This is a genomic window from Angustibacter aerolatus, assembly GCF_054776675.1.
On sequence record NZ_BAAHBM010000027.1, the window covers coordinates 1 to 26037 of the forward strand.

Here is a 26037-nt window from a genome sequence, read left to right on the forward strand (position 1 = left end):
CAGCACGGTGAGCGCCCGCGGCGCCCAGGGGTTGTCGGCCCAGGTGGCGGCCAGCCCGCGCAGGGCGTCGTCGACCGTGCCGCCGTCCGGCTCCGGCACCGGCCCGGTGCGCACGACGGGCTCGCCGACCACCAGCGCGCGGCGCGGGCGGCTGCCCGGGTAGAGGGCGAGCACCGCGTCGAGCGCCGAGCCGGCCAGGTGCGCGACCGGCAGCGTCGCCGTCCCGACGGCGAAGTCGAGCAGCTGCACCACCTCGCCGCTGCGGGTGCCGCGCAACCAGGTGCGCTGCTGCAGCAGCCGCCCGTCGTCGCTGCGGTGCGCGCCGAGCACCAGCCAGGTGTCGTCGACCGTCTTCCCGGCCCGCACCTCCTCGCTCGACTGCGCCCACCCGACGAAGGCGCGCAGGTCGGCCCGGGTCGGCTCCGGCAGCTCGTCCCACCGGCGCCAGGCGCGCACCGCCGTCCACCACAGCCCGACCTCCGACAGCAGGTGGTCCGACCAGTCGGGGCGGCCGTGCAGCGCCGCACCCGTCGACCGCAGCCGGTCGGCCAGCCCGGGCAGCTGGGCGTCGACCAGCCGCGCGGCCGCCGCGTCCCACCAGTCGAAGGGCTGCTGCCGGGCCTGCACGGTGCCGCCGCGCACCAGGTCGGTCAGCCAGCGGCCGAGGTCGTCGAGGCCGGCCGACATGCGGGCCAGCCGCTCGTCGCGCCGCCACTCCTGCGCCACCGGGTCGACCGGCGCGCGGGGAGCTGCCGGGGTCCCCGCCGCGCGGTCCGCCCGCTGCAGCGCCCACTGCTGCGCGTCGTCGGCCGGCCGCTCGGCGTCCGCCACCGAGCCCGAGCCCTGCACCCACAGCAGCAGCAGGGCCAGCGAGTGCTTGCACGGGTGCTTGCGGCTGGGGCAGCTGCACCGGTACGCCGGCCCGGCCAGGTCGACGCTCACCCGGTACGGCGTCGAGCCCGAGCCCTGGCAGCTGCCCCACACGAGGGTGTCGGTGCTGCCGGTGGCCGACCACGGGCCGGGCCGCGCCAGCCGCCGGGCGGCCGCCAGCGAGGCGGCGTCCGGTGCGGCCCGCTCGACGGCGGCCGGGGTCCAGCGGGGCACCGGGCCAGTATCGCCCGAGGGGTGGGCGTGATTTCACCGTGCGCCGCACCGACCGGTAGGATCGGCGGGTTGCCTCGGCGAGGGACGTCGCACGACGAAGCTGTCGTCGCGTCCGTGATCGACGCGGTGCCCTCCATCGGGCGCCCTTCGTGCTGCGTCCCGCGTCGAGGCCCTGCCTCCGCACCGACCGCACGCCACCCAGCTCGAGGAGTCCCGCCGTGTCCGACCTGACCCTGCACGCGACCGCCCGCACCCAGTTCGGCAAGGGCGCCGCCCGCAAGATCCGCCGCGCCGCCCAGATCCCCGCCGTCATGTACGGCCACGGCACCGACCCCGTGCACATCACGCTGCCCGGCCACGACACGATGCTGGCGCTGAAGAACCCGAACGCGCTGCTCACGATCGTGCTCGACGGCGCCGAGCAGCTCGCGCTCGCCAAGGACGTGCAGCGCGACCCGATCAAGCCGGTCATCGACCACGTCGACCTCGTCGTCGTGCGCCGCGGCGAGAAGGTCACCGTCGACGTGCCGGTGCACGTCGAGGGCGAGGCCGCCCTCGAGACCGTCGTGCAGGTCGAGCAGCAGTTCCTCCAGCTCGAGGTCTCGGCCACCGACATCCCCGAGCAGGTCACCGTCTCCGTCGAGGGCCTCGCGGCCGGCAGCCAGATCAGCGCCGCCGACATCACCCTCCCCGCCGGCGCCACGCTGGTCACCGACGGCGAGCACCTCGTCGTCAACGTCACCGCCCAGGTCACCGCCGAGGCGCTCGAGGCCGAGCTCGCCGAGGCCGAGGCCGAGGCCGGCATCGAGCGCGAGGAGTCCGACGAGGACGCCGCCGCCGAGGCCGAGGGCACCGAGGGCGACGCCGAGGCCACCGCCGAGGGCGACACCCAGGAGTGAGCACCACCGGGACCTGGCTGGTCGTCGGGCTGGGCAACCCCGGCCCGGCGTACGCCGGCAACCGGCACAACGTCGGCGCCATGGTCGTCGACGTCCTCGCGGCCCGCACCGGAGGCTCCTTCAAGAGCCACCGGTCGCGGGCCGCGGTGCTGGAGGGGCGGCTCGGCACCGGGCCGGGCGGCGTGCCCGGCCCGCGCGTCGTGCTGGCCAAGCCCGCGACGTACATGAACGAGTCGGGCGGCCCGGTCGCCGGGCTGGCGCAGTACTACGACGTCGAGCCCGAACGGGTCGTCGTCGTGCACGACGAGCTCGACATCGCGGCGGGGGAGCTGCGCGTCAAGCTCGGCGGCGGCGAGGGCGGCCACAACGGCCTGCGCTCGATCAGCCGCTCGCTCGGCACCAAGGACTACCTGCGGGTGCGGGTCGGCATCGGGCGACCGCCCGGCCGGCAGGACCCCGCCGACTTCGTGCTGAAGGACTTCTCGTCGGTCGAGCGCAAGGAGCTCCCGATCCTGCTCGAGGACGCCGCCGACGCGGCCGAGCAGCTCGCCACCGAGGGGCTGCTGGCCACCCAGCAGCGGTGGCACGCCCCGCGCTGAACCGATCAGGTGCACGCAGCGTGATGCCTTGCAGCAGCGCGTCACCATGTGTATCGCGCGCGTGAATTGGGGCCTCGTCTTCGGCAAACGCCCTCCGAAGCCTCGGCGGCGCGGCTACGGTCGGACCACCGACATCGACGACGTGCAGGGTCCGGGGGCAGCGGCCTGCGGCGGTGTCGGGCGGCACGACCACGGGAGGGAACGACCGGATGACCACGTACGACGACAGCCTCGGTCTGGGCGCTGATCCCGACCTCGAGGTGATCGTCGACGACGACGTCGACACCGCGTCCGCCGACCCGCTCGGCGACCGCCGCGCTCCTACCGCCGCCACCCGCGTGTCGTGGGCCTCGCCCCGTCCCTACGTCGCCCCGCCGGCCCTGCTGCCCGAGCAGCCCGGCTCGCCGCGCGCCACCACGTTCGACCCCATCGCCCGCGCCGACGCCCGGCGCAGCCGCTGGGCCCGCCCGCTGGTCACCCGCGCCGTCCTCGTCGACGCGCTGATCGCCTTCGCGGTGTGGGGCGCGGTGATCGCCTCCTACGAGGTGAACGCCACGGTCGTCGTCGGTGCCGTGCTCTGCTCCGCCGCGTGGTGCCTGGCGCTGTGGCTGTTCCGCGCCTACGACAGCCGCCGCATCGGCGCCGGGCCCGACGAGTTCGGCATGGTCGGGCGCGCCGCGGTCGCGGTGCTGGTCACGATGTCGCTCGTCTCCTACTCGCTGCAGCTGCTCGTGCCGCGGCGCTTCGTGCTGGTCGCCGTGCCGCTCGCCGCCGTGCTCACCGCGCTGCACCGCTACGTGCTGCGCCGGTGGCTGGTGCGGCAGCGCACCTACGGCGAGGCCCTGCAGCGCACGCTCGTCGTCGGCTCGCCGTCGGCGGTCGACGAGGTCGTCGGCGACCTGATGAAGGTGCCGCACCACGGCTACGACGTCGTCGGCGCCTGCCTGCCGTCGGTCATGGCCGACGTGCCGCTCAGCGCCGGGGTGCAGGTCGTCGGCATGCTGTCCGACGTCCCGCAGTCGGTGATCGACCACGAGGTCGACGTCGTGATCGTGGCCGGCTCCGGCCTGTCGAACGCCTCGCTGCGCCGGCTGTCGTGGGCGCTCGAGCGCACCGGCGCCGACCTGGTCGTGGCGCCCGGTCTCGTCGAGGTCGCCGGCCCGCGGCTGCGGGTGCGTCCCGCCGCCGGCCTGAGCCTGCTGCACGTCGAGGCGCCCGAGGCGCACCAGGGCCGGATGATCGGCAAGGCGCTGCTCGACCGCAGCCTCGGTCTCGCCCTGTTCCTCGGGTCGCTGCTCGTCGTCGTGCCCGCCGCGATCGCCGTGGTCGTCACCAGCCGCGGCCCCGCGTTCTTCCGCCAGCAGCGCATCGGCCGCGACGGCGTGCCCTTCACCATGTGGAAGCTGCGCTCGATGGTGGTCGACGCCGAGGCGCGCCGCACCGACGACCTGCTCGCCGACAGCGACCGCGACGGCCTCATGTTCAAGATGAAGCGCGATCCGCGGATCACGCCGGTCGGCGCCGTGCTGCGGCGGTTCTCGATCGACGAGCTGCCCCAGCTGTGGAACGTCGTCCGCGGCGACATGTCGCTCGTCGGCCCGCGTCCGCCGCTGCCCACCGAGGTCGCCGAGTACCACGACGCCATGCACCGCCGGCTGCGGGTCAAGCCCGGCCTGACCGGCCTGTGGCAGGTGAGCGGCCGCGCCGACCTGTCGTGGGAGGAGTCGGTGCGACTCGACCTGCGCTACGTCGACAACTGGTCCGTCGCCTTCGACCTGCAGATCCTCTGGAAGACCGCGCGCGCCGTCGTGCTCGGCTCCGGCGCCTACTGATCACGACGCGTCCGGTGCACGCCGCGCTGCGGCACGTCCCGGGCAGGGGGAACCACTCACCAATGCGCATCGCACTCATCGGCACCCGCGGCGTCCCGGCCCGCTACGGCGGTTTCGAGACGGCCATCGAGGAGGTCGGGCGCCGGCTCGTCGACCGCGGCCACGACGTCACCGTCTACTGCCGCGGCGACGACGAGCACGGCGGCAGCTACCTCGGCATGCGGCTGGTGCACCTGCCGGCCATGCGCCGGCGCTCGCTCGAGACGCTCAGCCACACCGCGCTCTCGGTGCTGCACCTGGTGACCCGGCGGCGTCCCGACACGGCGGTCGTCTTCAACGCCGCCAACGCGCCGTTCCTGCCGCTGCTGCGCGCCCGTCGGGTGCCGCTCGCCACGCACGTCGACGGCCTGGAGTGGCAGCGCGGCAAGTGGGGTCCGGCCGGACGCCGCTACTACCGCACCGCCGAGTCGCTCGCCGTCCGCTGGTCCGACGCGCTGATCGCCGACGCGCAGGGCATCGCCGACTACTACGACGGCGAGTTCGGCGCCGAGACCGCGCTCATCTCCTACGGTGCGCCGTCCGTCGACCCCGACCGGCTCGACCGGCTCGCCGAGCTCGACCTGGCGCCGCAGGGCTACCACCTGGTCGTCGCCCGCTTCGAGCCCGAGAACCACGTGCACGTCGCGGTCGAGGGGTACGTGCGCTCCGGCGCCACCCTGCCGCTGGTCGTCGTCGGCTCCGCGCCGTACGCCGACGCGTACACCGAGCAGGTGCGGGCGCTCGCGGACGACCGGGTGCGGCTGCTCGGCGGCGTCTGGGACCAGGAGCTGCTCGACCAGCTGTACGCCGGGTCGCTCACCTACCTGCACGGGCACTCGGTCGGGGGCACGAACCCGTCCCTGCTGCGGGCGATCGGTGCCCAGGCCGCCGTCGACGCCTACGACGTGGTGTTCAACCGCGAGGTGCTGGGCGAGGCGGGCCGTTTCTGGCGCACTCCCGACGACGTCGCCGCGCTGGTCGAGGCCGCCGAGGCCGACCCGGAGGGCACCCGCGAGCGCGGTCGCTCCTCGGGGCTGCGGGCCAAGCTGTACGACTGGGACGACGTGGCGCTGGCCTACGAGCAGCTGTGCCGGCTGCTGGCCACCCGCGGCCCCCGCCGCCGTCGGCCGTCCGGGCGACGGTCGGGCTACCTGCAGGACGACGGCACGGCTGGGAGCGGACGATGACGCAGGTGACCACCAGGCAGCCCCCCGAGGGCGGGTTCCGCGCGACCCGGCAGCGGCTGCTGCAGGCCCAGAAGACCACCAAGGGCGCGCCCGCCTACTCCCGCTTCGTGAACCGGCCGCTGGGCCGCTCGTTCGCCGCCGGCGCCTACCTGCTCGGCCGCACGCCGAACCAGGTCACCGCGCTGAGCGCCGTGTTCACCTACACCGCGATCGCCCTGGTGTTCCTGGTGCGGCCGGTGTGGTGGACCGGCCTCGTCGTGGCCGCGCTGCTGGTGATCGGCTACGCCCTCGACGCCGCCGACGGCCAGCTCGCCCGGCTGCGCGGCGGCGGCTCGCCGCAGGGGGAGTGGCTCGACCACATGTTCGACGCGGGCAAGGCCTCGCTGCTGCACCTCGCCGTGCTGGTCTCGGCCTACCGATTCTTCGACCTCGACGACCGCTGGCTGCTGGTGCCCATGGGCTTCGCCGCCGTGGCGTCGGTGATGTTCTTCGGCATGATCCTGAACGACCTGCTGCGCCAGCGGCAGGTGGCGGCCACCGGCGTGCCCATCGAGCGCGGCGGCACCTCCGGCCTGCGCTCGCTGCTGGTGATCCCCACCGACTACGGCTTCCTGTGCGTGGCGTTCGTGCTGCTGGGCGTGCCGGCCGTGTTCTTCCCGGTCTACGTGCTCTTCTTCGTCGCCAACGCCGGGTTCCTCGTGCTGGCCGTGGTGAAGTGGTTCCGCGACATGGGCGCGCTCGGGCGCCCGGTGCCTCGACAGAGCAGGGGACAGGACGCATGACACGGGTCGCCATCGCGACGGCTGGGCTGGTGCTGGTCGGCGGGCTGCTGGGCGCGTGCTCGGGCGGTGACGACGCCGCGGCGCCGGCCGGCTCGACCGCCAGCAGCACGACGTCCGGCACCCCGGCGCCCTCGACGACCTCCGCCACCACGTCCGCGGGCTCGAGCTCGTCGAGCTCGAGCAGCTCGACCAGCGCCTCGAGCTCGTCGAGCGCACCCGCCGGGTCGGCGTCCACCGTGCCCTCGAAGTCGGTGTCGACGCGTCCCGTGGTGCCGCTCACCGGCACCGCCACCTTCGCGCCGGGCGCCAGCGTGTCCGTCGTGCGCACGAAGGCCGTCACCGTGACCGGCAAGGGTCCCGGTGAGCTGAGCGGCAAGGCCGTGGCGTTCACCCTGCGGTTCCGCAACGGCACCGCGAAGGCCCTCGACCTGGGCGACGCGGTGGTGACCGCCGAGGTCACCGACGGCGACCCGGCCAGCGACAGCAGCTCGAAGCCGTCGTCGCCGTGGAAGGGCGACGTCGCGCCCGGTGCCACCGCCGACGGCACGTACGTCTTCCTGATGTCGGGAGGCGACCGCGACCGGGTGACGCTGACGGTGACGTACGACCCGACGCAGCCCGTCGTCCGGCTGCGCGGCGACGCCTCGTAGCCGAACCGCCTCACGACGTCACGACCGCGGTCGCTCGCGGTGCCTGCGGCGGCACGGTGGGTAGTTCTTTGCCTGGACTTGACTGTTCTGGTGCGGTGAGGGTGCCGGCGCGCTGACGATGGGCGGCACAGACGTCCACCGCCGGGGAGCACGGCATGCACGCGACTCGACCCACCCGCCGGCTGCGCGCCGCCCTCGCCGCACTCACCGGCGCGGCGCTCGCCGCGACGCTCGCGGTCGCGGCCGGTCACGCGCCGTCCGCCGCGGCCGACACCCGCCCGCCGGACGTCGGGGCGCCGGTGACCGTGAGCAGCGACCCCCTGCCGACGGTGCAGATCGACGGCGTGGTGTGGACGCAGACGGTGGTGGGCGACACCGTCTACGCCGGCGGCGACTTCGACACCGCCCGCCCGGCGGGCAACGCACCCGGCGTCGGCACCGTGCCGCGGCACAACCTGCTGGCCTACAGCATCAGCACCGGCGTGCTCGTGAGCTCGTTCGTGCCCGACCTCGACGGCCCGGTGCGTGCCCTCGTGGCCGCGCCCGACGGCCGCACGCTGTACGTCGGGGGGCAGTTCACCCGGGCGAACGGGCAGAGCCGGTCGCGCCTCGCGGCCTACGACCTGACGACCGGGCAGCTGTCGACGACCTGGCGGCCCACCACCGACAACACCGTCGCCGCGCTCACCGTGCGCCCCGGCGTGGTCTACGCCGGCGGGTCGTTCAGCAGCGCCAACGGCACCGGCCGGGCGCGGCTGGCGGCCTTCGACACCGCCGGCGGCCTGCTGCCGTGGAACCCGTCGGCCGACAGCCGGGTCAACGCGATGGTCGCCACGCCGGACGGCGCACGGGTGGTCGTGGCCGGCGCGTTCACCCACCTCGGCGGCGTCGCGGCCTACGGGATGGCGGCGGTGCACCCGGCCACCGGCGCGCTCCTGCCGTGGGCGGCGGCGCTGCGGGTGCGCAACGCGGGCGACGCCGCGAGCATCCTGAGCCTGCGCACCGACGGCACGCACGTGTACGGCAGCGGGTACACCTACGGCGGCGGCGGCAACCTCGAGGGCGCCTTCAGCGCCACGCAGGACGGCACGCTGCGCTGGGTCGAGGACTGCCACGGCGACACCTACGACGTCTTCCCGGGGCCGACGGCGGTCTACGTCGCCGGCCACCCGCACGAGTGCGCGAACATCGGCGCCTTCCCCGAGACGACGCCGCGCACCCACCACCGGATGCTCGCGTTCGGCCGCGACCCCAGCGGCCGCACCGCGCTGAAGGAGCAGGGGACCTACCAGAACTGGGAGGGCACGCCGGTGCCCGCCCTGCTGCCCTGGTACCCCGAGCCGGAGGCCGGCACCTTCACCGGCCAGAGCCAGGCGGCCTGGAGCGTGTCGGGCAACGCGGACTACGTCGTCATGGGCGGAGAGTTCCCGAAGGTCAACAACCGGGCGCAGCAGGGGCTGGTGCGCTTCGCGCTGCCGCACCTGGCGCCGAACCGGTTCGGTGCCCGCGTCTCCGGCACGGCGCTGAACCCCGTCCTGAGCTCGTTCGACGCCGGGCGGGTGCGCGTCGCGTGGACCGCCGACTGGGACACCGACAACGAGCAGCTCACCTACCGGGTGGTCCGGGACGGCGGCACGACGGTCTGCACGCTGACCCGCCGGTCGACGTTCTGGTCCCGGCCCCCGACGGGGTGCACGGACGCCGGGCTGACGCCGGGGTCGACGCACACGTACCGGCTGACCGTCACCGACCCCTGGGGCAACGCGGTCACCAGCGGCACGGTGAGCGCCACCGTGAGCGGCAGCGGCACCGGCGGGGCGTACTCGCGCGAGGTGCTCGCCGACGGCGCCGGCGACTACTGGCGGCTGGGGGAGGGCAGCGGCGCCACCGGCTACGACTGGGCCGGCGGCCGCGACCTGTCGCTCGGGTCGGGCGTCACCCGCGGTGCGGTCGGCGCGCTCGGCGGCACCGACCGGGCCTCGACCTTCGACGGCACCTCGAACGCCCGCGCCGGGCTGACCGTGGCGGCCACCGCGCCGTCCGTGTTCTCCGCCGAGGCCTGGGTGCGCACCACGTCCGCGACCGGCGGGGCGGTGCTGGAGTGGAACACGGCGTCGTCCGGCACCGGGTCGAAGCCCGACCGCGCCGTGTACCTGACCGACGGCGGCCGCGTCGCCTTCTCGGTGAACGCCGGCACCCGGCGGACGATCACCAGCCCGACCGGGGTCGCCGACGGGCGGTGGCACCACGTCGTCGCGAGCCTGGGGCCCGACGGCATGCGGCTGCACGTCGACGGCGCGCTCGTCGCGAGCAACCCGGCGGTCACCCGGGCGACCTCGGTCTGGGGCTACTGGCGGGTGGGCGGCGGCACGGTGAGCGGGCTGCCGAGCGCGCCGTCCAGCGCGTGGTTCCGCGGGTCGCTCGACGAGGTCGCCGTCTACGACCGGGTGCTGCCCGCCGAGACCGTGCTGCGGCACCAGCAGCTCGCCACCGGCGACACCACCCCGCCCCCGCCCCCGCCGCCGCCGGGCGTGCTGGCCGCCGACGAGTTCGAGCGCACCGTCGCGTCCGGGTTCGGCAGCGCCGACACCGGGGGCGGCTGGACCGTCGTCGGCTCGGGGGCGAGCGTCGGCGTCGGCCGCGGGCGGATGGTGCTCGGGCAGTCGGGTGCGCAGGTCACGGCCACCCTGCCGACCGTCGCCGGCACCGCGGTCGACGCCGTCGTCGACGCGTCGATCGACCGGGCCGCGACCGGGAGCGGCCCCGCGCTGTCGCTGGTCGGACGCCGGGTCGGGAGCGCCGACTACCGCGCCCGGGTGCGCTGGGGCGCCGACGGCGCGGTCACCCTGACCACCGTGCGGGTCTCCGGCGGCGAGACCACCCTGCGCTCGGTGCCCGTGGCCGGCCTCACCGCCGCCCCTGGCGACGTGCTGCGCGTGCGGCTGCAGGTCACCGGCACCGCACCGACCACCGTGCGGGCGCGGGTGTGGCGAGCCGGCGCCACCGAGCCGACCACCTGGGCGGCGGAGTCGACCGACGCGACGGCCGGGCTGCAGCAGGCCGGCGGCGTCGGCCTGGTGGGGTACCTGCCCGGCTCGGCCACCGGCACGCCGCTGACCGTCGCCGTCGACCACCTGTCGGTCGTCGCCCCCTGACGAGTGAGTGGTCGTCACGCTCCGCATCGCCACACCCTCTTTTCGGTGATCCGACTGCGGGTCCTGCGCACGCACCGTTACCGTCGAGGCAGACACCTTTCCCGCTGGAGCGCACCCGGCGGCCGCTCGATCGAGGACTCCCGATGTCACGCACCCGCCCCGCCCGACGGCTCCGCCACCTCCTGGTCGGCGTGCTCGCCGCCGCGCTCGCCGGCGTCGCGGCCCCCGTGGTCGGTGCCTCGCCGGCCGTCGCCGACACCCAGCCCCCGGTCGCCGGCACGCCGACCACCGTGAGCACCGACCCGCTGCCCACCGTGCAGATCGACGGCGTGGTCTGGACGCAGCTCGTCGTGGGCGACACGGTCTACGCCGGCGGCACCTTCACCACCGCCCGCCCGGCCGGCGCCGACCCGGGTGTCGACACGGTGACCCGCAACAACCTGCTCGCCTACGACATCCGCACCGGCGAGCTCGTCACCTCGTTCGTGCCCGACCTCAACGGCGCGGTGCGCGCCCTCGCGGTGAGCGCCGACAAGAGCACCCTCTACGTCGGCGGGCAGTTCACCCAGGCGAACGGCCTCAACCGCTACCGCCTCGCGGCGTACAACCTCTCGACCGGCGCGCTGTCGACCACCTGGAAGCCCCAGGTCGACGCCACGGTCGCGGCGCTCGCCGTCCAGCAGGGCAAGGTCTACGCCGGCGGCTCGTTCAGCTCGGCCAACGGCACCCCGCGCCGCAAGGCGGCGGCGTTCGACGGCACGTCCGGCGCCACGATCGCCACGTGGGACCCCTCGCCCGACAACCGGGTGACCGCGCTGGTCGGCACGCCCGACGGCAGCAAGGTGATCATGGGTGGCGCCTACAAGAACCTCGGCACCACGCCCGCGTACGGCCTGGCGGCGCTCGACCCGACCACCGCCGCCGTGCTGCCCTGGGCGGTCACCAGCCGGGTGCGCGACGCCGGCGACGCGGCGTCCATCCTCGACCTCAGCACCGACGGCACCTACGTCTACGGCTCGGGGTACACCTTCGGCGGCGGCGGCAACCTCGAGGGCACCTTCAGCGCCACGCAGGACGGCACCCTGCGGTGGATCGAGGACTGCCACGGCGACACCTACAGCGTGTTCGGCAACAGCGGCGCCGTGTACGTCGCGAACCACGCGCACTACTGCGGCAACATCTACGCGTTCCCGGAGACGAGCCCCCGCACCCACCACCGCGCGCTGGCCTTCAGCCGCGACGCGAACCCGACCCGCACCATCACCAAGGAGCCGGGCTCGTACGCCAACTGGCAGGGCACCGCGATGCCCGACCTGCTCACCTGGTTCCCCGACCTGGTCGCCGGCGCGGTGACCGGTCAGGACCAGGCCGCCTGGACGGTGCGCGGCACCGACGAGTACGTCGTGATGGGTGGCGAGTTCCCCAAGGTCGGCAGCACCAAGCAGCAGGGCCTGGTGCGCTTCGCCGTCCCGACGAAGGCGCCGAACGAGGTCGGTCCCGAGGTCGCGGGCAGCGACCTCACCCCGCAGGTCAGCTCGAACGACCCGGGCACCGTGCGGGTCGCCTGGACGTCCGACTGGGACACCGACAACGAGCAGCTCACCTACAACGTCGTCCGCGACGGCGCCGTGGTGGCCACGCTCACCGGCCGCTCCACCTTCTGGAACCGGCCGCCGATGGGCTGGACCGACAGCGGGCTCACCCCGGGCTCGACCCACGTCTACAAGGTCACGGTCACCGACCCGTGGGGCAACAAGGTCACCAGCGACACCACCACCGCCACGGTGAGCAGCACCGGGACGGCCGGGGTGTACTCGCGCGGCGTGCTCGCCGACGGGGCCAGCGACCTGTGGCGGCTCGGCGAGGCGAGCGGCGCCGTCGGCAACGACGCCGCGGGCAACAAGCCGCTGGCGATCGGCAGCGGCGTCACCCGCGGCACGGCGGGCGCGGTGAGCGACCCCGACACCGCGACGACGTTCAACGCGGCCGCCACCAACGTGGCCAGCACCCAGGTGCCGATGGCGGCGCCGCTGAGCTTCACCGTCGAGGCCTGGTTCCGCACCAACGCGCTCACCGGCGGCAAGATCATCGGCTACGGCGGCTCGTCCACCGGCCTCAGCGGCGGCGCGGCCAACGACCGGCACGTCTACATGTCGAACAACGGCCGGCTGAACTTCGGCGTGAACGCCAGCGGCAAGCAGGTCATCACCTCGCCGCTGGCCTACAACGACAACAAGTGGCACCTCGCCACCGCGTCGCTGGGTGCCGACGGCATGAAGCTGTACGTCGACGGCTCGCAGGTGGCCGTGAACGCGACCGTCACCACGGCGAACGCGCTGCAGGGCTACTGGCGGGTGGGCGGCGACCAGCTGAGCGGCTGGGCGAACGCGCCGTCGAGCTACTGGTTCCGCGGCGCCATCGACGAGGTCGCCGTGTACGACAAGGTGCTCGCGCCGTCCGCCGTGCTGCGCCACTTCAAGCTCGCCAGCGGCCCGCTCCCGAACGTGCTGCCGACCGCCTCGTTCACCACCTCGAGCACCGGCTCGTCGGCGAGCGTCGACGGCACCGCGTCGTCCGACACCGACGGCACGATCAGCTCGTACGCCTGGCAGTGGGGCGACGGGGCCACCTCGACCGGTGCCACGTCGAGCCACGCCTACGCGGCCGGCGGCACCTACACCGTCACGCTGACCGTCACCGACAACTCCGGTGGCACGGCCAGCACCACGCGCTCGGTGACGGTCGCGAACCCGCCGGTGAACCAGAAGCCGGTGGCCTCGGCCTCGGTCTCGGCCACCGACCTGGCGGTCACCGCCGACGGGTCGGCGTCGAGCGACCCCGACGGCACGGTCGCCTTCTACGCCTGGGACTTCGGTGACGGCGGCACGGGCAGCGGCGCGACCGCGACGCACACCTACGCCGCGGCGGGCACGTACACCGTGACCCTGGTGGTCACCGACGACCGCGGGGCCACCGACACCACCACCCGGTCGGTGACCGTGACCGCGCCCGTCGTGACGGTCTACGGCAGCGACGACTTCGGCCGCACCACGACCACCGGCTTCGGCACCGCCGACGTCGGCGGCACGTGGACGATCGGCGGTGGCGCCGCTAACGTGTCGGTCACCGACGGCGCCGGCCGGTTCAAGCTGGCGGCCGCCGGGTCGCAGCTCGCCTCGTACCTGAACGGCGTCTCGGCCACCGCGGTCGACGCCTCCGTCGACGTCTCCTACGACAAGCCGATGACGGGCGGTGGCGCGTACCTGTCGCTCATCGGCCGGCGGGTCGGCACCACCGACTACCGGGCGCGGGCGAAGTTCACGGCCGACGGCAAGGTCACGCTGACCACGGTGCGGGTCTCCGGCGGCGAGACGACGCTGCAGTCCGTGGTGCTGCCCGGGCTGACGATGGCGCCCGGCGACGTGCTGCACCTGCGCACGCAGGTCACCGGCACCTCGCCGACGACGGTGCGGGCACGGGCCTGGAAGGGCTCCGACCCCGAGCCGTCGACCTGGACGCTGAGCACCACCGACGCCGCGCCCGAGCTGCAGGTGGCCGGCGCCGTGGGCCTGCTGGCCTACGTCTCCGGGTCGGCGACGAACGCGCCGCTGACCATGAGCGTCGACGCGTTCCGGGCGGTGCCGGTCGCCCCCTGAGCGACCTGGACCCCTTGCGTCACAGGCGTCACAGCGCGTGCCCACGGCGACGAGATCGCCGTGGGCACGGCCGTGTCCGGCCGGTTCGCGTGAGATCCCGTGACGTTGCGTAGTGCCGCAACCCCCTTTCGCGGATTCGCCCTCGGAGCCCCCTCGCGCTCGGTTACGTTCGCTTCAAGTTCACTCCATGCGCGTGCCAAGACGGCTCGCCGTGGCCGGCGCACGACCGAAGGACATCCATGCGTTCCACCTCCCGACCCGCGGTCCGGCGTGGTCTGGCTGTGCTCCTCGCGACGTCCGTCGCGGGGCTCGCGGGGCTGGCCGGCCCCCTGACGTCGGCGCAGGCCGACACGGCGCCCCCGGCGGGCGTCCCCGCGACGGTGAGCGCCGACGCGCTCCCCACCGTGCAGATCGACGGCGTCGCCTGGTCGCAGGCGGTCCGCGGCAACGTCGTCTACGTCGGCGGCAGCTTCGGCACCGCGCGCCCGGCGGGTGCCGCGGCGGGCACGAGCACCACCGTCCGCAACAACCTGCTGGCCTACGACATCACGACCGGCGCGCTCATCACGTCGTTCGCCCCCAGCCTGAACGCCCAGGTGCGCCAGGTGTCGGTGTCGCCCGACGGCACGCGCGTCTACGTCGCCGGTGACTTCACCCAGGCCAACGGCGTGAGCCGCAACCGCGTCGCGGCGTTCAACGCCACGACCGGTGCGCTGATCACCTCGTTCGCCCCGGTGCTGAACTCCAAGGCGAGCTCGATCCTGGCCACCGACACCGCCATCTACGTCGGCGGCGTCTTCACCTCGGCCAACGGCAACGCGCGCAGCAAGGTCGCCGCGTTCGCGCCGTCCAACGGCGGGCTGCTCCCCTGGAACCCGAACGCCGACAGCACGGTCTTCGCGATGGTGAAGACGCCCGGCGGCAAGGTCGTCCTCGGCGGCAACTTCCAGAACGTCGGCGGCTCGGCGGCCTACGGCCTGGCCGGCGTCGACGCGGTCACCGGCGCGCAGGTGCCGTGGAACGGCAACCAGAAGGTGCGCAACGCCGGCGCCGACTCCTCGATCAACAGCCTGAGCATCAAGGGCGACAAGATCTACGGCAGCGGCTACACCTACGGCGCCGGGGGCAACCTCGAGGGGGCCTTCCAGGCGGACGCCGAGTCCGGCGACGTGACGTGGGTCGAGGACTGCCACGGTGACACGTACGGCGTCTACCCGGCGGCCGGCGCGGTCTACACCGTGAGCCACTCGCACTACTGCGGCAACGTCGACGGCTTCCCGCAGACCGAGCCGTGGAGCTTCCAGCGGGCGATGGCGTGGACCACGGACGCGCGCGGCACCATCACGAACGACCCGATGGGCTACTTCAACTGGGCCGGCACGCCGCGCCCCGACATGCTGCGCTGGTGGCCGCAGGTCGACGCCGGCACCTACACCGGCCAGAGCCAGGGCGCCTGGGCGGTCTCCGGCAACGACGACTACGTCGTGCTCGGCGGTGAGTTCCCCAAGGTCAACAACGTCCGGCAGCAGGGTCTGGTGCGCTTCGCCGTCCGCTCGAAGGCGCCGAACACCTCCGGCCCGGTCGTCAAGGGCAGGGACCTCAACCCGACGACCGTGTCGCTGAGCGCGGGCAGCGTCCGCATCACCTGGCCGGCGAACTGGGACCGCGACAACGAGGAGCTGACCTACAGGCTCACCCGCGACAGCGGCACCACGCCGATCTACACCGCCACCCAGAAGTCGACCTTCTGGCAGCGGCCGGCCATGGGCTTCATCGACCGCGGCCTCGCCGCCGGCAGCACCCACAAGTACAAGCTCACCGTCACCGACGCGCTGGGCAACGCCGCCGCGAGCGAGAACGTCACCGTGGTGGTCAGCGGCGACGGCGCCTCGAGCGCCTACTCCGACGGCGTGCTCGCCGACGGCGCGCAGGACTACTGGCGCCTCGACGAGTCCGACCCGGCGACGGCCTACAACTGGGCGGGCTTCGACGACCTGAACCTCGGCACCGGCGTCAGCCGCGGCGCCGACGGCGGCACCGGTGACGGCGACAAGGCCTCGACCTTCGACGGCACCGACAACGGCCGGGCGGTCAAGGCGACCGCGGCGCAGGCACCGAGCACCTTCACCGCCGAGGCGTGGATCAAGACGACCACCACCAGCGGCGGCAAGATCATCGGCTTCGGTGGCAACCAGACGGGCAACAGCGGCAACTACGACCGCCACGTCTACATGCAGAACGACGGCAAGATCGTCTTCGGCACCTACCCCGGCTTCACCGCCACGATCACCAGCGCCGCGGCGTACAACGACGGTCAGTGGCACCACGTGGTCGCGTCGCTGAGCAGCGGCGGCGAGTCGCTGTACGTCGACGGCCGCCGGGTCGCCCGCAACGCCGGGGTCACCAGCGGTCAGGACTACGCCGGCTACTGGCGGGTCGGTGGCGACAACATCGGCGGCTGGCCGGGCCAGCCCGCGAGCTTCAGCTTCCAGGGCCAGATCGACGACGTCGCGATCTACCCGACGGCGCTGAGCCTCGAGCAGGTGCGGTCGCACTACGCGCTGAGCGGTCGCACCCTCCCGGGTGCCCGCCCGGCCGACGCCTACGGGCAGGCCGTGTACGACGCCGACCCCGACAGCTACTGGCGCCTGGGGGAGACCGTCGGCACGGTGGCGGCCGACGCCAGCCCGAACGGCTCGGACGGCATCTACAGCGGCGGGTACACGCAGGGCGGCCAGAGCGCCGTCAGCGGCGGCCCGGCCGGCTCGGTGGGCGTCGACGGCAACAACGGCCAGGTGTCGGGCACGGAGGCGGTGTCGAACCCGCAGACCTACAGCGAGGAGCTGTGGTTCCGCACCACCACCACCCAGGGCGGCAAGCTCATCGGCCTCGCCAACACCCAGTTCGGGTACAGCAGCGGCTACGACCGCCACCTGTACATGTTCGACGACGGCCGGCTGCGCTTCGGCACCTGGCTCGGCTTCGCCAACGTGGTCGACACCAACGAGAGCTACAACGACGGCCAGTGGCACCACGTGGTCGCCGAGGGCTCGCCGTCCGGCCTGAAGCTGTTCGTCGACGGCGGCCTCAAGGCGTCGAACACGACCGGCGGCGCGCAGGACTACACCGGCTACTGGCGCGTGGGTGGCGACTACACCTGGGGCGGCAACAGCTCGAACTACTTCCGCGGCGACATCGACGAGGTGGCGATCTACTCCTCGACGCTGAGCGACGCGCAGGTGCAGCAGCACTGGACGGTCGGCAAGGGGCAGGTCGCGAACACGGCGCCCACCGCCTCGTTCACCAGCTCGACGACCGACCTGACCGCCTCGTTCGACGCCTCGGGGTCGGCCGACGCCGACGGCACCGTGGCCTCGTACGCCTGGGACTTCGGTGACGGGCAGACCGGCACCGGCGCCACCGCGTCGCACACCTACGCCACGGCCGGCACCAAGACGGTCACGCTCACGGTGACGGACGACGAGGGTGCCACCGGGGTCGTCTCGAAGGCCGTCTCGGTCACCGCGCCGAACGTGGCGCCGACCGCGGCGTTCACCTCCAGCGCGGCGAACCTGGCGCTGACGGTCGACGGCAGCACCTCGAGCGACACCGACGGCACCATCAGCGGCTGGTCGTGGACGTTCGGCGACGGTGGCACCGCCACCGGCACCGTGGCGAACCACACCTACGCCGCCGCCGGCACCTACTCGGTGAAGCTCACCGTGGTCGACGACCAGGGCGCCACGGCGTCCACCACGAAGTCGGTCACGGTCACCGCGCCGGCGAACGTCGCCCCCACGGCCGCGTTCACCAGCTCGACGGCCAACCTGAAGGTCGACGTCGACGGCACCGGTTCCAGCGACGGCGACGGCACCGTCGCCTCCTGGGCCTGGACCTTCGGTGACGGCGGCACGGCGAGCACGGCCACCGCGAGCCACACCTACGCGGCGGCCGGCACCTACTCGGTGAAGCTCGTGGTCACCGACGACGACGGCGCCACCGGCACGGTCACGAAGTCCGTGACCGTCACGGCGGCACCGCCGGCGAACGTCGCCCCCACGGCGTCGTTCACCAGCTCGGCGGCCGACCTGGTGCTCTCCGTCGACGGGTCGGGGTCCTCGGACACCGACGGCACCGTCGCCGGCTACGCCTGGACCTTCGGTGACGGGGGCTCGGCCACCACGGCCGTCGCCAACCACACCTACGCCGCGGCCGGCACCTACTCGGTGAAGCTCGTCGTCACCGACGACGAGGGCGCCACCGGCACGGTCACGAAGTCGGTGACCGTGACGGCCGCCCCGCCGGCCGACGACACCGTCGCCCGGGACGCCTTCGGGCGCACCGCCAGCAGCAGCTGGGGCACCGCCGACAAGGGCGGCGCCTGGGCGATCGTGGGCACCGCGGCGAACGCCTCGGTCTCCGGCGGCACCGGCAAGCTGGCCGCCAACAAGGCGGGGGCCACCACGGCCGCCTACCTCAACGGCGTCAGCCGCACCGACACCGAGGTCGCGGTCGACGTCACGACGGACAAGGACGCCACCGGTGGCGGGCACTACGTCTCGGTGATCGGCCGCAAGGTGGGCACCAACGACTACCGGGCCCGTCTGCGCTACTACGACACCGGTGCGGTCACGGTGACGCTGCTGAAGGTCAGCGGCACCACCGAGACCTCGCTGCGGGCCGTGACGGTGCCGGGCGTGACGCACTCGGCCGGCACCACCCTGCACGTCCGGCTGCAGGTGACCGGCACGGGCACCACCACGCTGCGCACGAAGGTCTGGAAGGCTGGCACCACCGAGCCGACCAGCTGGACGGCGACCTCGACCGACACGACCGCTGCCCTGCAGTCGGCCGGTTCGGTGGGGCTGCTGGCCTACCTGAGCGCCTCGTCGACGAACGCGCCGGTCACCGCCGCGTTCGACGACCTGGTCGTCACGCCGGCGAACTGACGGCGAGCAGCACCCAGCACGATCCAGCACGACCGCACCATCAGCACCGACAGCACGACCGACCGGGCGCACCGCAGCGCGAACGCGGTGCGCCCGGTCGCGTGCCCGGGCCCGGACCGACGTCCGGGTCGCGGGCACGGCGAGGCAGCGAGCAGGCACGAGGCAGAGGGGGCGTCACCGTGAAGGTGCTGCTGGACGCGTACTGGTGGGTCGAGGGCCCGCCGTCGAACCGCATGGTGGCGCGCGAGTTCGTGCAGGTGTGGGCGCGGCGGCACCCTTCGGACGAGCTGGCGGTGCTGGTGCCGGCCGCCCACGAGGCGCGGGTGCGCGACGAGCTGCCGGCCGGCGTCGGCGTGGTCACCACCCGGCTGCGGCCGCACGGGGTCGCCATGGGCGTCGGCATGGGGCTGGCCGCCCGCCGGTTCCGGCCCGACGTCTGCGTCAGCCACAACTACGCGGCCCTCGGCGCGCGCGGCGTGGTGTTCGTGCACGACGTGATGTTCGTGCCGCACCCCGAGTGGTTCACCAGAGCCGAGCGCGCCTACTTCGCGCCCATGGTGCCGCTGGCCCGCCGGGCGGGGGCCGTCGTCACCTCCACCCGCACCGAGGCGGCGCGCATCGCCGCCGCGACGGGCGGCCCGGCGCCGACGGCGATCGGCCTGGGGCTCGGGCGGGCGCTGGTCGGCGCCGACCCGGTGCGCCCGGCCGGGCTGCCGGCGTCCGTCGACCGGTTCCTGCTGTCGGTGGGCCGGTTGAACGTCCGCAAGAACCTCAGCCTGACCGTCGAGGGCGCGCTGGCGTCCGGCCGGGTCGGCCCGACGTGCCCGCTGGTCGTCGTGGGGGAGGAGTCCGGCCGGGTCGCGGCGCTCTCCCCGGCCGCCGCCACCGCGCTCGACGACGGCAGCATCCTGATGCTCGGCGGCGTGCCCGACACCGAGCTGCGCTGGCTCTACGAGCACACCGCGCTGTTCGTGTTCCTCTCGCTCGACGAGGGGTTCGGCATCCCGCCGCTCGAGGCGCTGCACTTCGGCGCCCCGGTGCTGGCCGCCGACATCGCCGTCCTGCACGAGACGCTCGGCGACGACGCGCACTTCGCCGACCCGCGCGACGTCCCCTCGATCGCGGCCGGCGTCCGGGCGGGGCTCGACGCGCCGCGCACCGAGGGCCCGGTCGACCGCGGCTTCTCGTGGGACGCCACCGTCGACGGGCTGCGCGCGGCGGCCGCGCAGGTGGCCGACCGTCCGCGCCGGGGTACCGAACGGGCACGCCGGTCGAGGCAGCACGCGGCAGGTGGGTGACCGTGTCGGCATTCCGCCCCCCGGCTCCTGACGCGCTCGCTACCGTCGACGGCGTGCACGACGTGACGACCGACCCGCAGCCCGCGACCGCCCCCGGGCCGGTCGCGGTCACCAGCGCGCCGGTGATCGCGGTGCTCACCTACCGGCGGCCCGACGACCTCGCGCAGGTGCTGCCGGCGCTCGTGGTGCAGGCCGCCGCCACCGCGCCCCGCGCGCGGGTGCTCGTCGTCGACAACGACCCGGACGCCGGCGCCCGCGAGGCCGTCGCGGCGTTCGCGGCCGACGGCGTCGAGTACGCCCACGAGCCGCAGCCGGGCATCGCCGCGGCCCGCAACCGGGCGCTCGACGCGGCCGGCGACGCGGAGCTGCTGGTCTTCATCGACGACGACGAGCGGCCGGACGACGGCTGGCTGCGCGCCCTGGTGCAGGTGCAGCGCGAGCACGGATGCGCGGCCGTCGTCGGGCCCGTGCGCTCGGAGTTCGACGGCGAGCTGACGCCGTGGGTCGCGGCCGGCCGGTTCTTCGACCGCCGCCGCCTCGAGACCGGCGCGCCGGTCGACGTCGCCGCCACCAACAACCTCCTGCTCGACCTGCGCCAGGTGCGGGACGCCGGGCTGCGCTTCGACGAGCGCTTCGGCCTCAGCGGCGGCTCCGACAGCCTGTTCACCCGGCAGCTCGTGGCCGCGGGCGGCCGCATGGTGTGGTGCGCCGAGGCGATGGTCACCGACCGCGTGCCGGCCTCGCGCACGACCCGCCGCTGGGTGCTGCAGCGCGCGTTCCGCAGCGGCAACACCCACACCCGGGCGCTCGTCGCGCTGGCCGGCAGCCCGGCCGGTCGGCTGCGGGTGCGGCTGCGCGTCGTGCCCGAGGGCCTCGTGCGGGTCGTCGGCGGCGTCGTCCGCGTGGTGCAGGGCGTCGTGACCCGCGACCTCGGCCGCCGGGTGCGCGGCGTCCGCACGATCTGCCGCGGCGCCGGCATGGTGGCCGGCACCTGGGGCATCGTCTACTCCGAGTACGCCCGCAGGTCATGAGCGAGCCCGCCACCCCGGTCGCCGCGCCCAGCGCGCGGTTGGACTGGGTCGACGCCGCGCGCGGTGCCTGCGTGTTCGCGGTGGTGCTCTTCCACGTGACGCTGTGGCACGTGCTGCCGCTGCTGAGCCGCGAGCACGACCCGGCGACCCAGGCGCTGCGCCAGGTGAACGCCTACCTGGGCAGCCTGCGGATGCCGTTGCTGCTGCTCATCTCGGGGCTGCTCGCCGCCTCGACGCTGCGCCGCGGTCTCGGCGACGGCAAGGTGCGGCTGCGCATCGCCTTCAACGCCTACCTGTACCTCGTCTGGCTCGTCGTCTACACGGTCTTCTACCTGTCGGCCACGCCCGCGGGCACGCCGCACCGCATCGACTCGCTCGGCGAGGCCGCCCGGCAGCTCGTGCTGCCCGAGACGCCGCTCTGGTACGTGTTCGCGATGGCGCTGTACGCCGCCGTGCTCGCCGCCCTGCACCGGGTGCCGCCGCTCGCCGTCCTGGTCGGCCTCGCGGTGCTGTCGGTGGTGACCTCGGCGGTGTCGGACGGCGACGGGCTGGCCGTCAAGGTGCCCCAGCTGGCCGTCTTCTTCGCCGCCGGCGTGTACGGCGCGGCCACCGCCCGCGAGCTCGGCGCGAACCCCGCCGGTCGCCGGCTGCTGCTGGCCGCGGCCGCCGCGTTCGTGATGGTGCTCGCCGGCAAGCTGCCGCTGCCGGACGCGCTCGACGGCCTGCTGCTGCTCGTGCGCGGCGCCGCCTTCGCCGTCCTCGGCGTGCTCGTGGTCGCCCGGGTCGTGCAGTGGGCGCCGGCCCGCCGCCTCGGGTCGGCGCTCGGCCGGCGCACCCTGCCGGTCTACGTGCTGCACGTGCCCTTCGTCGCGCTGCTGTCCACCGTCGGCCCCCACGGCGGTGCGCTCGGCGACCTGGTGCGCTCCTCGCCGGTGACCCGCGGGCTGTACCCGCTCGCGGTGGCGCTCGCGGTGGTGCTGGCCACGCTCGGCCTGCACGCCGTGCTCATCCGGATCGGGCTGCGGCCGCTGTTCGCGATGCCCGACGCGTGGCGCGCCCGGGTGCTCGCCTCGGGCCGCGGCCCGCGCACCGGCGCCGTCGCGCCGAGCCCGTCGAACCCCGGCCGCCGGGAGGCGTCGGCATGAGCCCCCGCCTCGGCGTCGTCGTCGTGAACTACCGCTCGCACGACCTGCTGCCCGCCAACCTCGGCGGCATCGACCTGTCGGCGCTGCCCGGGTCGCGCGTCGTCGTCGTCGACAACCTCAGCACCGAGGCCGAGCGCGCCGACGTGCAGCGGGTCGGCGCCGCGCACGGGTGGGACGTCGTGCTGGCACCCGGCAACCTCGGCTTCGGGTCGGGCGTCAACCTCGGTGCGCAGCACGCCCTCGCCGCGGGCTGCGACGTGCTGCTGATCATCAACCCCGACGCCACCATCGGGTCGGCCGACCTGGTGGGGCTGGTGCGCGAGGTCGCCGCCGACCCGGGGCTGGTGCTGGCGCCGCGCATCGAGCGGCCCGACGGGCGGGTCTGGTTCCGCGGTGCCGAGCTCGACCTGCTGGCCGGCCGCACCCGCGCCACCGAGGCGCCCGCGCCCGGCGCGATGCCGTGGCTGACCGGCGCCTGCCTCGTCGTGCACCGCGACACCTGGCTCGCCGCGGCCGGCATGGACGACGACTACTTCATGTACTGGGAGGACGTCGACCTCAGCCGGCGCCTGCTCGACGTCGGTGCCCGGCTCGAGGTGCGGCACGACGTGGTGGCCGTGCACAGCGTGGGCGGCAGCCAGGAGAGCGTCGGCGAGGCCGGGCGCACGAAGTCCCGGATGTACTACTACTACAACTGTCGCAACCGCCTGCTGTTCGCGGCGCGGCACCTGCCACGCCGCCAGGCCCTGCGGTGGACGCTGAGCAGCCCGGCCTACGCGAAGTCGGTCGTGCTGCGTGGCGGACGACGTCAGCTGCTGGCGTCCCGAGCCCCCCTGACCGGCGCCGTGGCCGGCACCCTGGCCGGCGCGCGCGAGGTGCTGCGCGCCGGCGCCACCCGAGAGGCGACACCGTGAGAGCACTGGTCCTGTGGGCCGACGACCGCAGCGCGAACCTGGGCGTGCGCGCCCTGGGAGCGGGCTGCGCGGCGATGGTCCGCGAGCTGCGGCCCGACGCGGAGGTCGAGTTCCAGAACTTCGGCCGCGGCGCCGCGCCGATGCCGTTCGGGCGCACCCGCTCGCTGGTCAAGGAGCGCGTGCTGCGCCGGCAGGGTCTGATGCCGTGGCTGTCGACGTTCGACCTGGTGCTCGACACCCGCTCGGGCGACAGCTTCGCCGACATCTACGGCCTGCCCCGCCTGCGCCGCATGAGCTCGGTCGCCGAGCTCGTGCACCAGGCCGGCGTCCCGCTGGTGCTCGCGCCGCAGACGATCGGGCCGTTCGACACCCGGCAGGGGCGCGTCATCGGACGCCGGTCGATGCGCACCGCCGCGCTGGTGATGGCGCGCGACAGCGTGAGCGAGCGGGTCAGCCGCGAGCTCGGCCGGCCCGCCGACGTCCTCACGACCGACGTGGTGTTCGCCATCCCGGTGCCGGAGATCGAGCGCACCCGCGACGTCGTGCTGAACGTGTCCGGCCTGCTGTGGCAGGACAGCCCGCACGTCGACGCGTCGTCGTACCGCGAGGTCGTCATGAACCTCAGCCGCCGCCTGCTCGCCGACGGGCGCCGCATCACCCTGCTCGCGCACGTGCTCGACTCGAAGGTCGCCGACAACGACGTGCCGGCCGTGCACGAGGTCGCCCGCCTGCTCGAGGCCGAGGGCCACGAGGTCGAGGTGGTCGTGCCCACCGACCTCGACGGCGTCCGGCAGACCGTCGGCTCGGCGCAGGTCGTCATCGGCTCGCGGATGCACGCCTGCCTGAACGCGCTGTCGCTCGGCACCCCCGCCGTCCCGCTCGCCTACTCGCGCAAGTTCGCGCCGCTGCTCGGCGACCTGGGCTGGCCGCACACCATCGACCTGCGCACCCACGCCGACCCGGTGGCGGGCGTGCTCGAGGTGCTCGAGCGCACCGACCTGTTCGACACCGCGAAGCAGGTCGTCGCCACCGCGGCCGAGACCCGTGCCCTGGCGCGGCAGGCGCTGCAGAGCGTCGTGTGAGCGCGAGCTCGAACACGCAGCGCGGGCTCGGGTCGACGGCGGCCCGGGGGGCGTTCCTGACGCTCGGCGGCCAGGGCGGCCGCATCGTGCTGCAGCTGGCGTCGATCGTCGTCCTCGCCCGGCTGCTCGCACCCGGCGACTACGGACTCATCGCCCAGGTCACCGCGATCATCGGCATCGGCGAGATCTTCCGCGACTTCGGGTTGTCGGCGGCCGCGGTGCAGGCGAAGTCGCTCAGCCGCGGGCAGCGGTCGAACCTGTTCTGGGCCAACACCGGCATCGGCGCCGCGCTCACCGTCATCACCCTGCTCGCGTCGCACCTCATCGTGCGGTTCTACGACGAGCCGCGGCTGCTCCCGATCACCCACGTGCTGGCGTTCACCTTCCTGCTGAACGGCGCCACGACGCAGTTCCGCGCCGACCTCAACCGACGCATGTCGTTCGGCAAGCTCGCCGGGTCCGACCTCGCGGCGCAGTCGATCGGGCTCGTCGTCGGCACCCTGTGGGCGGTCTTCGGCGGCGGCTACTGGGCGCTGGTGGCGCAGCAGCTGTCGCAGGCGGTCTGCCTGCTGGTGCTCGTCGTGATCGCCGGCCGCTGGCTGCCCGGGCTGCCCGACCGCGGCCCCGACGGCGACATCCGGCACTTCCTGCGGTTCGGCTGGACGATGGTCGGCACCCAGCTGCTCGGCTACGCCAGCAACAACACCGACTCGCTGATCATCGGCCACCGGTTCGGCGCCCAGCCGCTCGGCCTCTACAGCCGCGCCTACCAGCTGCTGTTCGTGCCGCTGTCGCAGGTGCGTGCGCCGTCGACCACCGTCGCGCTGCCGGTGCTGTCGCGGTTGCAGGACGACCCGGTGCGCTACGCCTCGTTCCTGCGCCGCGGCCAGATCGCGCTCGGCTACACGCTGGTGGCCGGTGTCGCGATCGCGGCGGGCGCCTCGGTGCCGCTGATCGACGTGTTCCTCGGCGACCGCTGGGCCGCCGTGTCGCCGCTGTTCCGCATCCTCGCGTTCGCCGGCATCTTCCAGACGCTGGCGTACGTCGGCTACTGGGTCTACCTGTCGCGGGCGCTGACCGGCGCGCTGCTGCGCTACACGATCGTGACGTCGCTGCTCAAGGTCGGCCTGATCACCTTGGGCAGCCACTGGGGGATCACCGGCGTCGCGCTCGGGTTCGCGGCCGGCCCGGCCCTCGCCTGGCCGATCTCGCTGTGGCGGCTGTCGCGCATCACCGACATCCCGCTCGGCGGCCTCTACCGCGGCGCCGGACGCGTGCTCGCCATGGCCCTGCTCGCCGGCGGTGCGACCTGGGGCGTCTGCGTCGCCGCGGCCGCCCTGCCGTCGCTGGTCACCCTGCTGCTCGGGGCCCTCACCGGCGTCGCCGTGTACGCCCTCGGCGCCCTGGCCCTGCGCCCGATCCGCGCCGACGTCCTGAGCGTCGTCGACATCCTGCGTCAGGCCGTCGCCAGCCGCCGCAAGCCCACCCCCGCCTGACCCGCCCCGCCGTCCGCCCGCGCCGCCCCACTCGCGAGTTGCCAGGTGTGGGGGTCGGCGCGGTGTCGGCGTGCCCCGGAAATGTCAGCTCGTCGCTCCCCAGTCCCTGCCGAGATGCGAGCAGTGGTTGCTCCACGGCGGTCCGGTGCAACCACGACTCGCATCTCGGCCGGGACCCCCGGCCATGCGCTCGGCACGAGGGACCGCCCCAACCCCTGC

At 74.4% G+C, this 26037-nt stretch carries 16 protein-coding genes; 15 read left to right on the forward strand and 1 reads right to left on the reverse strand.

Going from position 1 to position 26037, the window contains the following annotated elements; all coding sequences use genetic code 11:
- On the reverse strand, window positions 1-1104 hold a 1104-nt coding region (locus ACYVI6_RS08515), incomplete at its 3' end, for an SWIM zinc finger family protein (protein ID WP_460445958.1).
- A gap of 218 nt (window positions 1105-1322) precedes the next feature.
- Here ACYVI6_RS08515 and ACYVI6_RS08520 point away from each other — a divergent pair.
- From ACYVI6_RS08520 to ACYVI6_RS08590, 15 genes are all read left to right on the forward strand, one after another.
- The gene (locus tag ACYVI6_RS08520; protein ID WP_460445959.1) at window positions 1323-2003 is read left to right on the forward strand and encodes a 50S ribosomal protein L25/general stress protein Ctc; all 681 of its coding nucleotides are present in this window, start codon (window positions 1323-1325) and stop codon (window positions 2001-2003) included.
- On the forward strand, window positions 2000-2602 hold the full coding sequence (gene pth, locus ACYVI6_RS08525; RefSeq protein ID WP_460445960.1) for an aminoacyl-tRNA hydrolase: 603 nt from the start codon (window positions 2000-2002) through the stop codon (window positions 2600-2602). Before ACYVI6_RS08520 ends, pth begins: the two co-directional genes overlap by 4 nt.
- 209 nt (window positions 2603-2811) lie before the next feature.
- Window positions 2812-4434 carry a sugar transferase gene (locus ACYVI6_RS08530; protein WP_460445961.1) on the forward strand — a complete coding sequence of 541 codons (1623 nt, stop codon included), beginning with the start codon at window positions 2812-2814 and terminating at the stop codon, window positions 4432-4434.
- Window positions 4435-4496: 62 nt separating this feature from the next.
- Complete coding sequence (locus ACYVI6_RS08535) at window positions 4497-5660, forward strand: DUF1972 domain-containing protein (protein WP_460445962.1); 1164 nt, start codon at window positions 4497-4499, stop codon at window positions 5658-5660.
- Window positions 5657-6442 (forward strand): CDP-alcohol phosphatidyltransferase family protein, encoded by a 786-nt coding sequence (locus tag ACYVI6_RS08540; RefSeq protein ID WP_460445963.1) that lies wholly within the window; start codon window positions 5657-5659, stop codon window positions 6440-6442. Before ACYVI6_RS08535 ends, ACYVI6_RS08540 begins: the two co-directional genes overlap by 4 nt.
- Window positions 6439-7092, forward strand: a complete 654-nt coding sequence (locus tag ACYVI6_RS08545; protein ID WP_460445964.1) for a hypothetical protein — start codon at window positions 6439-6441, stop codon at window positions 7090-7092. Before ACYVI6_RS08540 ends, ACYVI6_RS08545 begins: the two co-directional genes overlap by 4 nt.
- 155 nt (window positions 7093-7247) lie before the next feature.
- Window positions 7248-10247, forward strand: a complete 3000-nt coding sequence (locus ACYVI6_RS08550) for a LamG-like jellyroll fold domain-containing protein (protein WP_460445965.1) — start codon at window positions 7248-7250, stop codon at window positions 10245-10247.
- Window positions 10248-10390: 143 nt separating this feature from the next.
- Window positions 10391-13903: a PKD domain-containing protein gene (locus tag ACYVI6_RS08555; RefSeq protein ID WP_460445966.1), complete on the forward strand. Its 3513-nt coding sequence runs from the start codon at window positions 10391-10393 to the stop codon at window positions 13901-13903.
- Window positions 13904-14184: 281 nt separating this feature from the next.
- Entirely contained in the window at window positions 14185-18852 is a 4668-nt protein-coding gene (locus ACYVI6_RS08560; RefSeq protein ID WP_460445967.1) for a PKD domain-containing protein, read from the forward strand.
- 179 nt (window positions 18853-19031) lie between these two features.
- Window positions 19032-20150, forward strand: coding sequence for a glycosyltransferase family 4 protein (locus tag ACYVI6_RS08565; RefSeq protein WP_460445968.1), 1119 nt, complete (start codon window positions 19032-19034; stop codon window positions 20148-20150).
- A 53-nt stretch (window positions 20151-20203) separates the two neighbouring features.
- Window positions 20204-21181, forward strand: a complete 978-nt coding sequence (locus tag ACYVI6_RS08570; RefSeq protein ID WP_460445969.1) for a glycosyltransferase family 2 protein — start codon at window positions 20204-20206, stop codon at window positions 21179-21181.
- Window positions 21178-22326 carry an acyltransferase family protein gene (locus tag ACYVI6_RS08575; RefSeq protein ID WP_460445970.1) on the forward strand — a complete coding sequence of 383 codons (1149 nt, stop codon included), beginning with the start codon at window positions 21178-21180 and terminating at the stop codon, window positions 22324-22326. The genes ACYVI6_RS08570 and ACYVI6_RS08575 overlap by 4 nt, the downstream gene beginning before the upstream one ends.
- Window positions 22323-23240, forward strand: coding sequence for a glycosyltransferase family 2 protein (locus ACYVI6_RS08580; protein WP_460445971.1), 918 nt, complete (start codon window positions 22323-22325; stop codon window positions 23238-23240). The genes ACYVI6_RS08575 and ACYVI6_RS08580 overlap by 4 nt, the downstream gene beginning before the upstream one ends.
- Window positions 23237-24322 carry a polysaccharide pyruvyl transferase family protein gene (locus ACYVI6_RS08585; RefSeq protein WP_460445972.1) on the forward strand — a complete coding sequence of 362 codons (1086 nt, stop codon included), beginning with the start codon at window positions 23237-23239 and terminating at the stop codon, window positions 24320-24322. The genes ACYVI6_RS08580 and ACYVI6_RS08585 overlap by 4 nt, the downstream gene beginning before the upstream one ends.
- Window positions 24319-25818, forward strand: coding sequence for a lipopolysaccharide biosynthesis protein (locus ACYVI6_RS08590; RefSeq protein ID WP_460445973.1), 1500 nt, complete (start codon window positions 24319-24321; stop codon window positions 25816-25818). The genes ACYVI6_RS08585 and ACYVI6_RS08590 overlap by 4 nt, the downstream gene beginning before the upstream one ends.
- Window positions 25819-26037 lie beyond the last annotated feature (219 nt).

Bases quoted from the DNA above. Each gene is read 5' to 3' on its own strand.
- ACYVI6_RS08575 (WP_460445970.1), top strand. From the start codon at position 21,178: ATGAGCGAGCCCGCCACCCCGGTCGCCGCGCCCAGCGCGCGGTTGGAC.
- ACYVI6_RS08530 (WP_460445961.1), top strand. From the start codon at position 2,812: ATGACCACGTACGACGACAGCCTCGGTCTGGGCGCTGATCCCGACCTC.
- ACYVI6_RS08545 (WP_460445964.1), top strand. From the start codon at position 6,439: ATGACACGGGTCGCCATCGCGACGGCTGGGCTGGTGCTGGTCGGCGGG.
- ACYVI6_RS08535 (WP_460445962.1), top strand. From the start codon at position 4,497: ATGCGCATCGCACTCATCGGCACCCGCGGCGTCCCGGCCCGCTACGGC.
- ACYVI6_RS08550 (WP_460445965.1), top strand. From the start codon at position 7,248: ATGCACGCGACTCGACCCACCCGCCGGCTGCGCGCCGCCCTCGCCGCA.
- ACYVI6_RS08540 (WP_460445963.1), top strand. From the start codon at position 5,657: ATGACGCAGGTGACCACCAGGCAGCCCCCCGAGGGCGGGTTCCGCGCG.
- ACYVI6_RS08555 (WP_460445966.1), top strand. From the start codon at position 10,391: ATGTCACGCACCCGCCCCGCCCGACGGCTCCGCCACCTCCTGGTCGGC.
- ACYVI6_RS08580 (WP_460445971.1), top strand. From the start codon at position 22,323: ATGAGCCCCCGCCTCGGCGTCGTCGTCGTGAACTACCGCTCGCACGAC.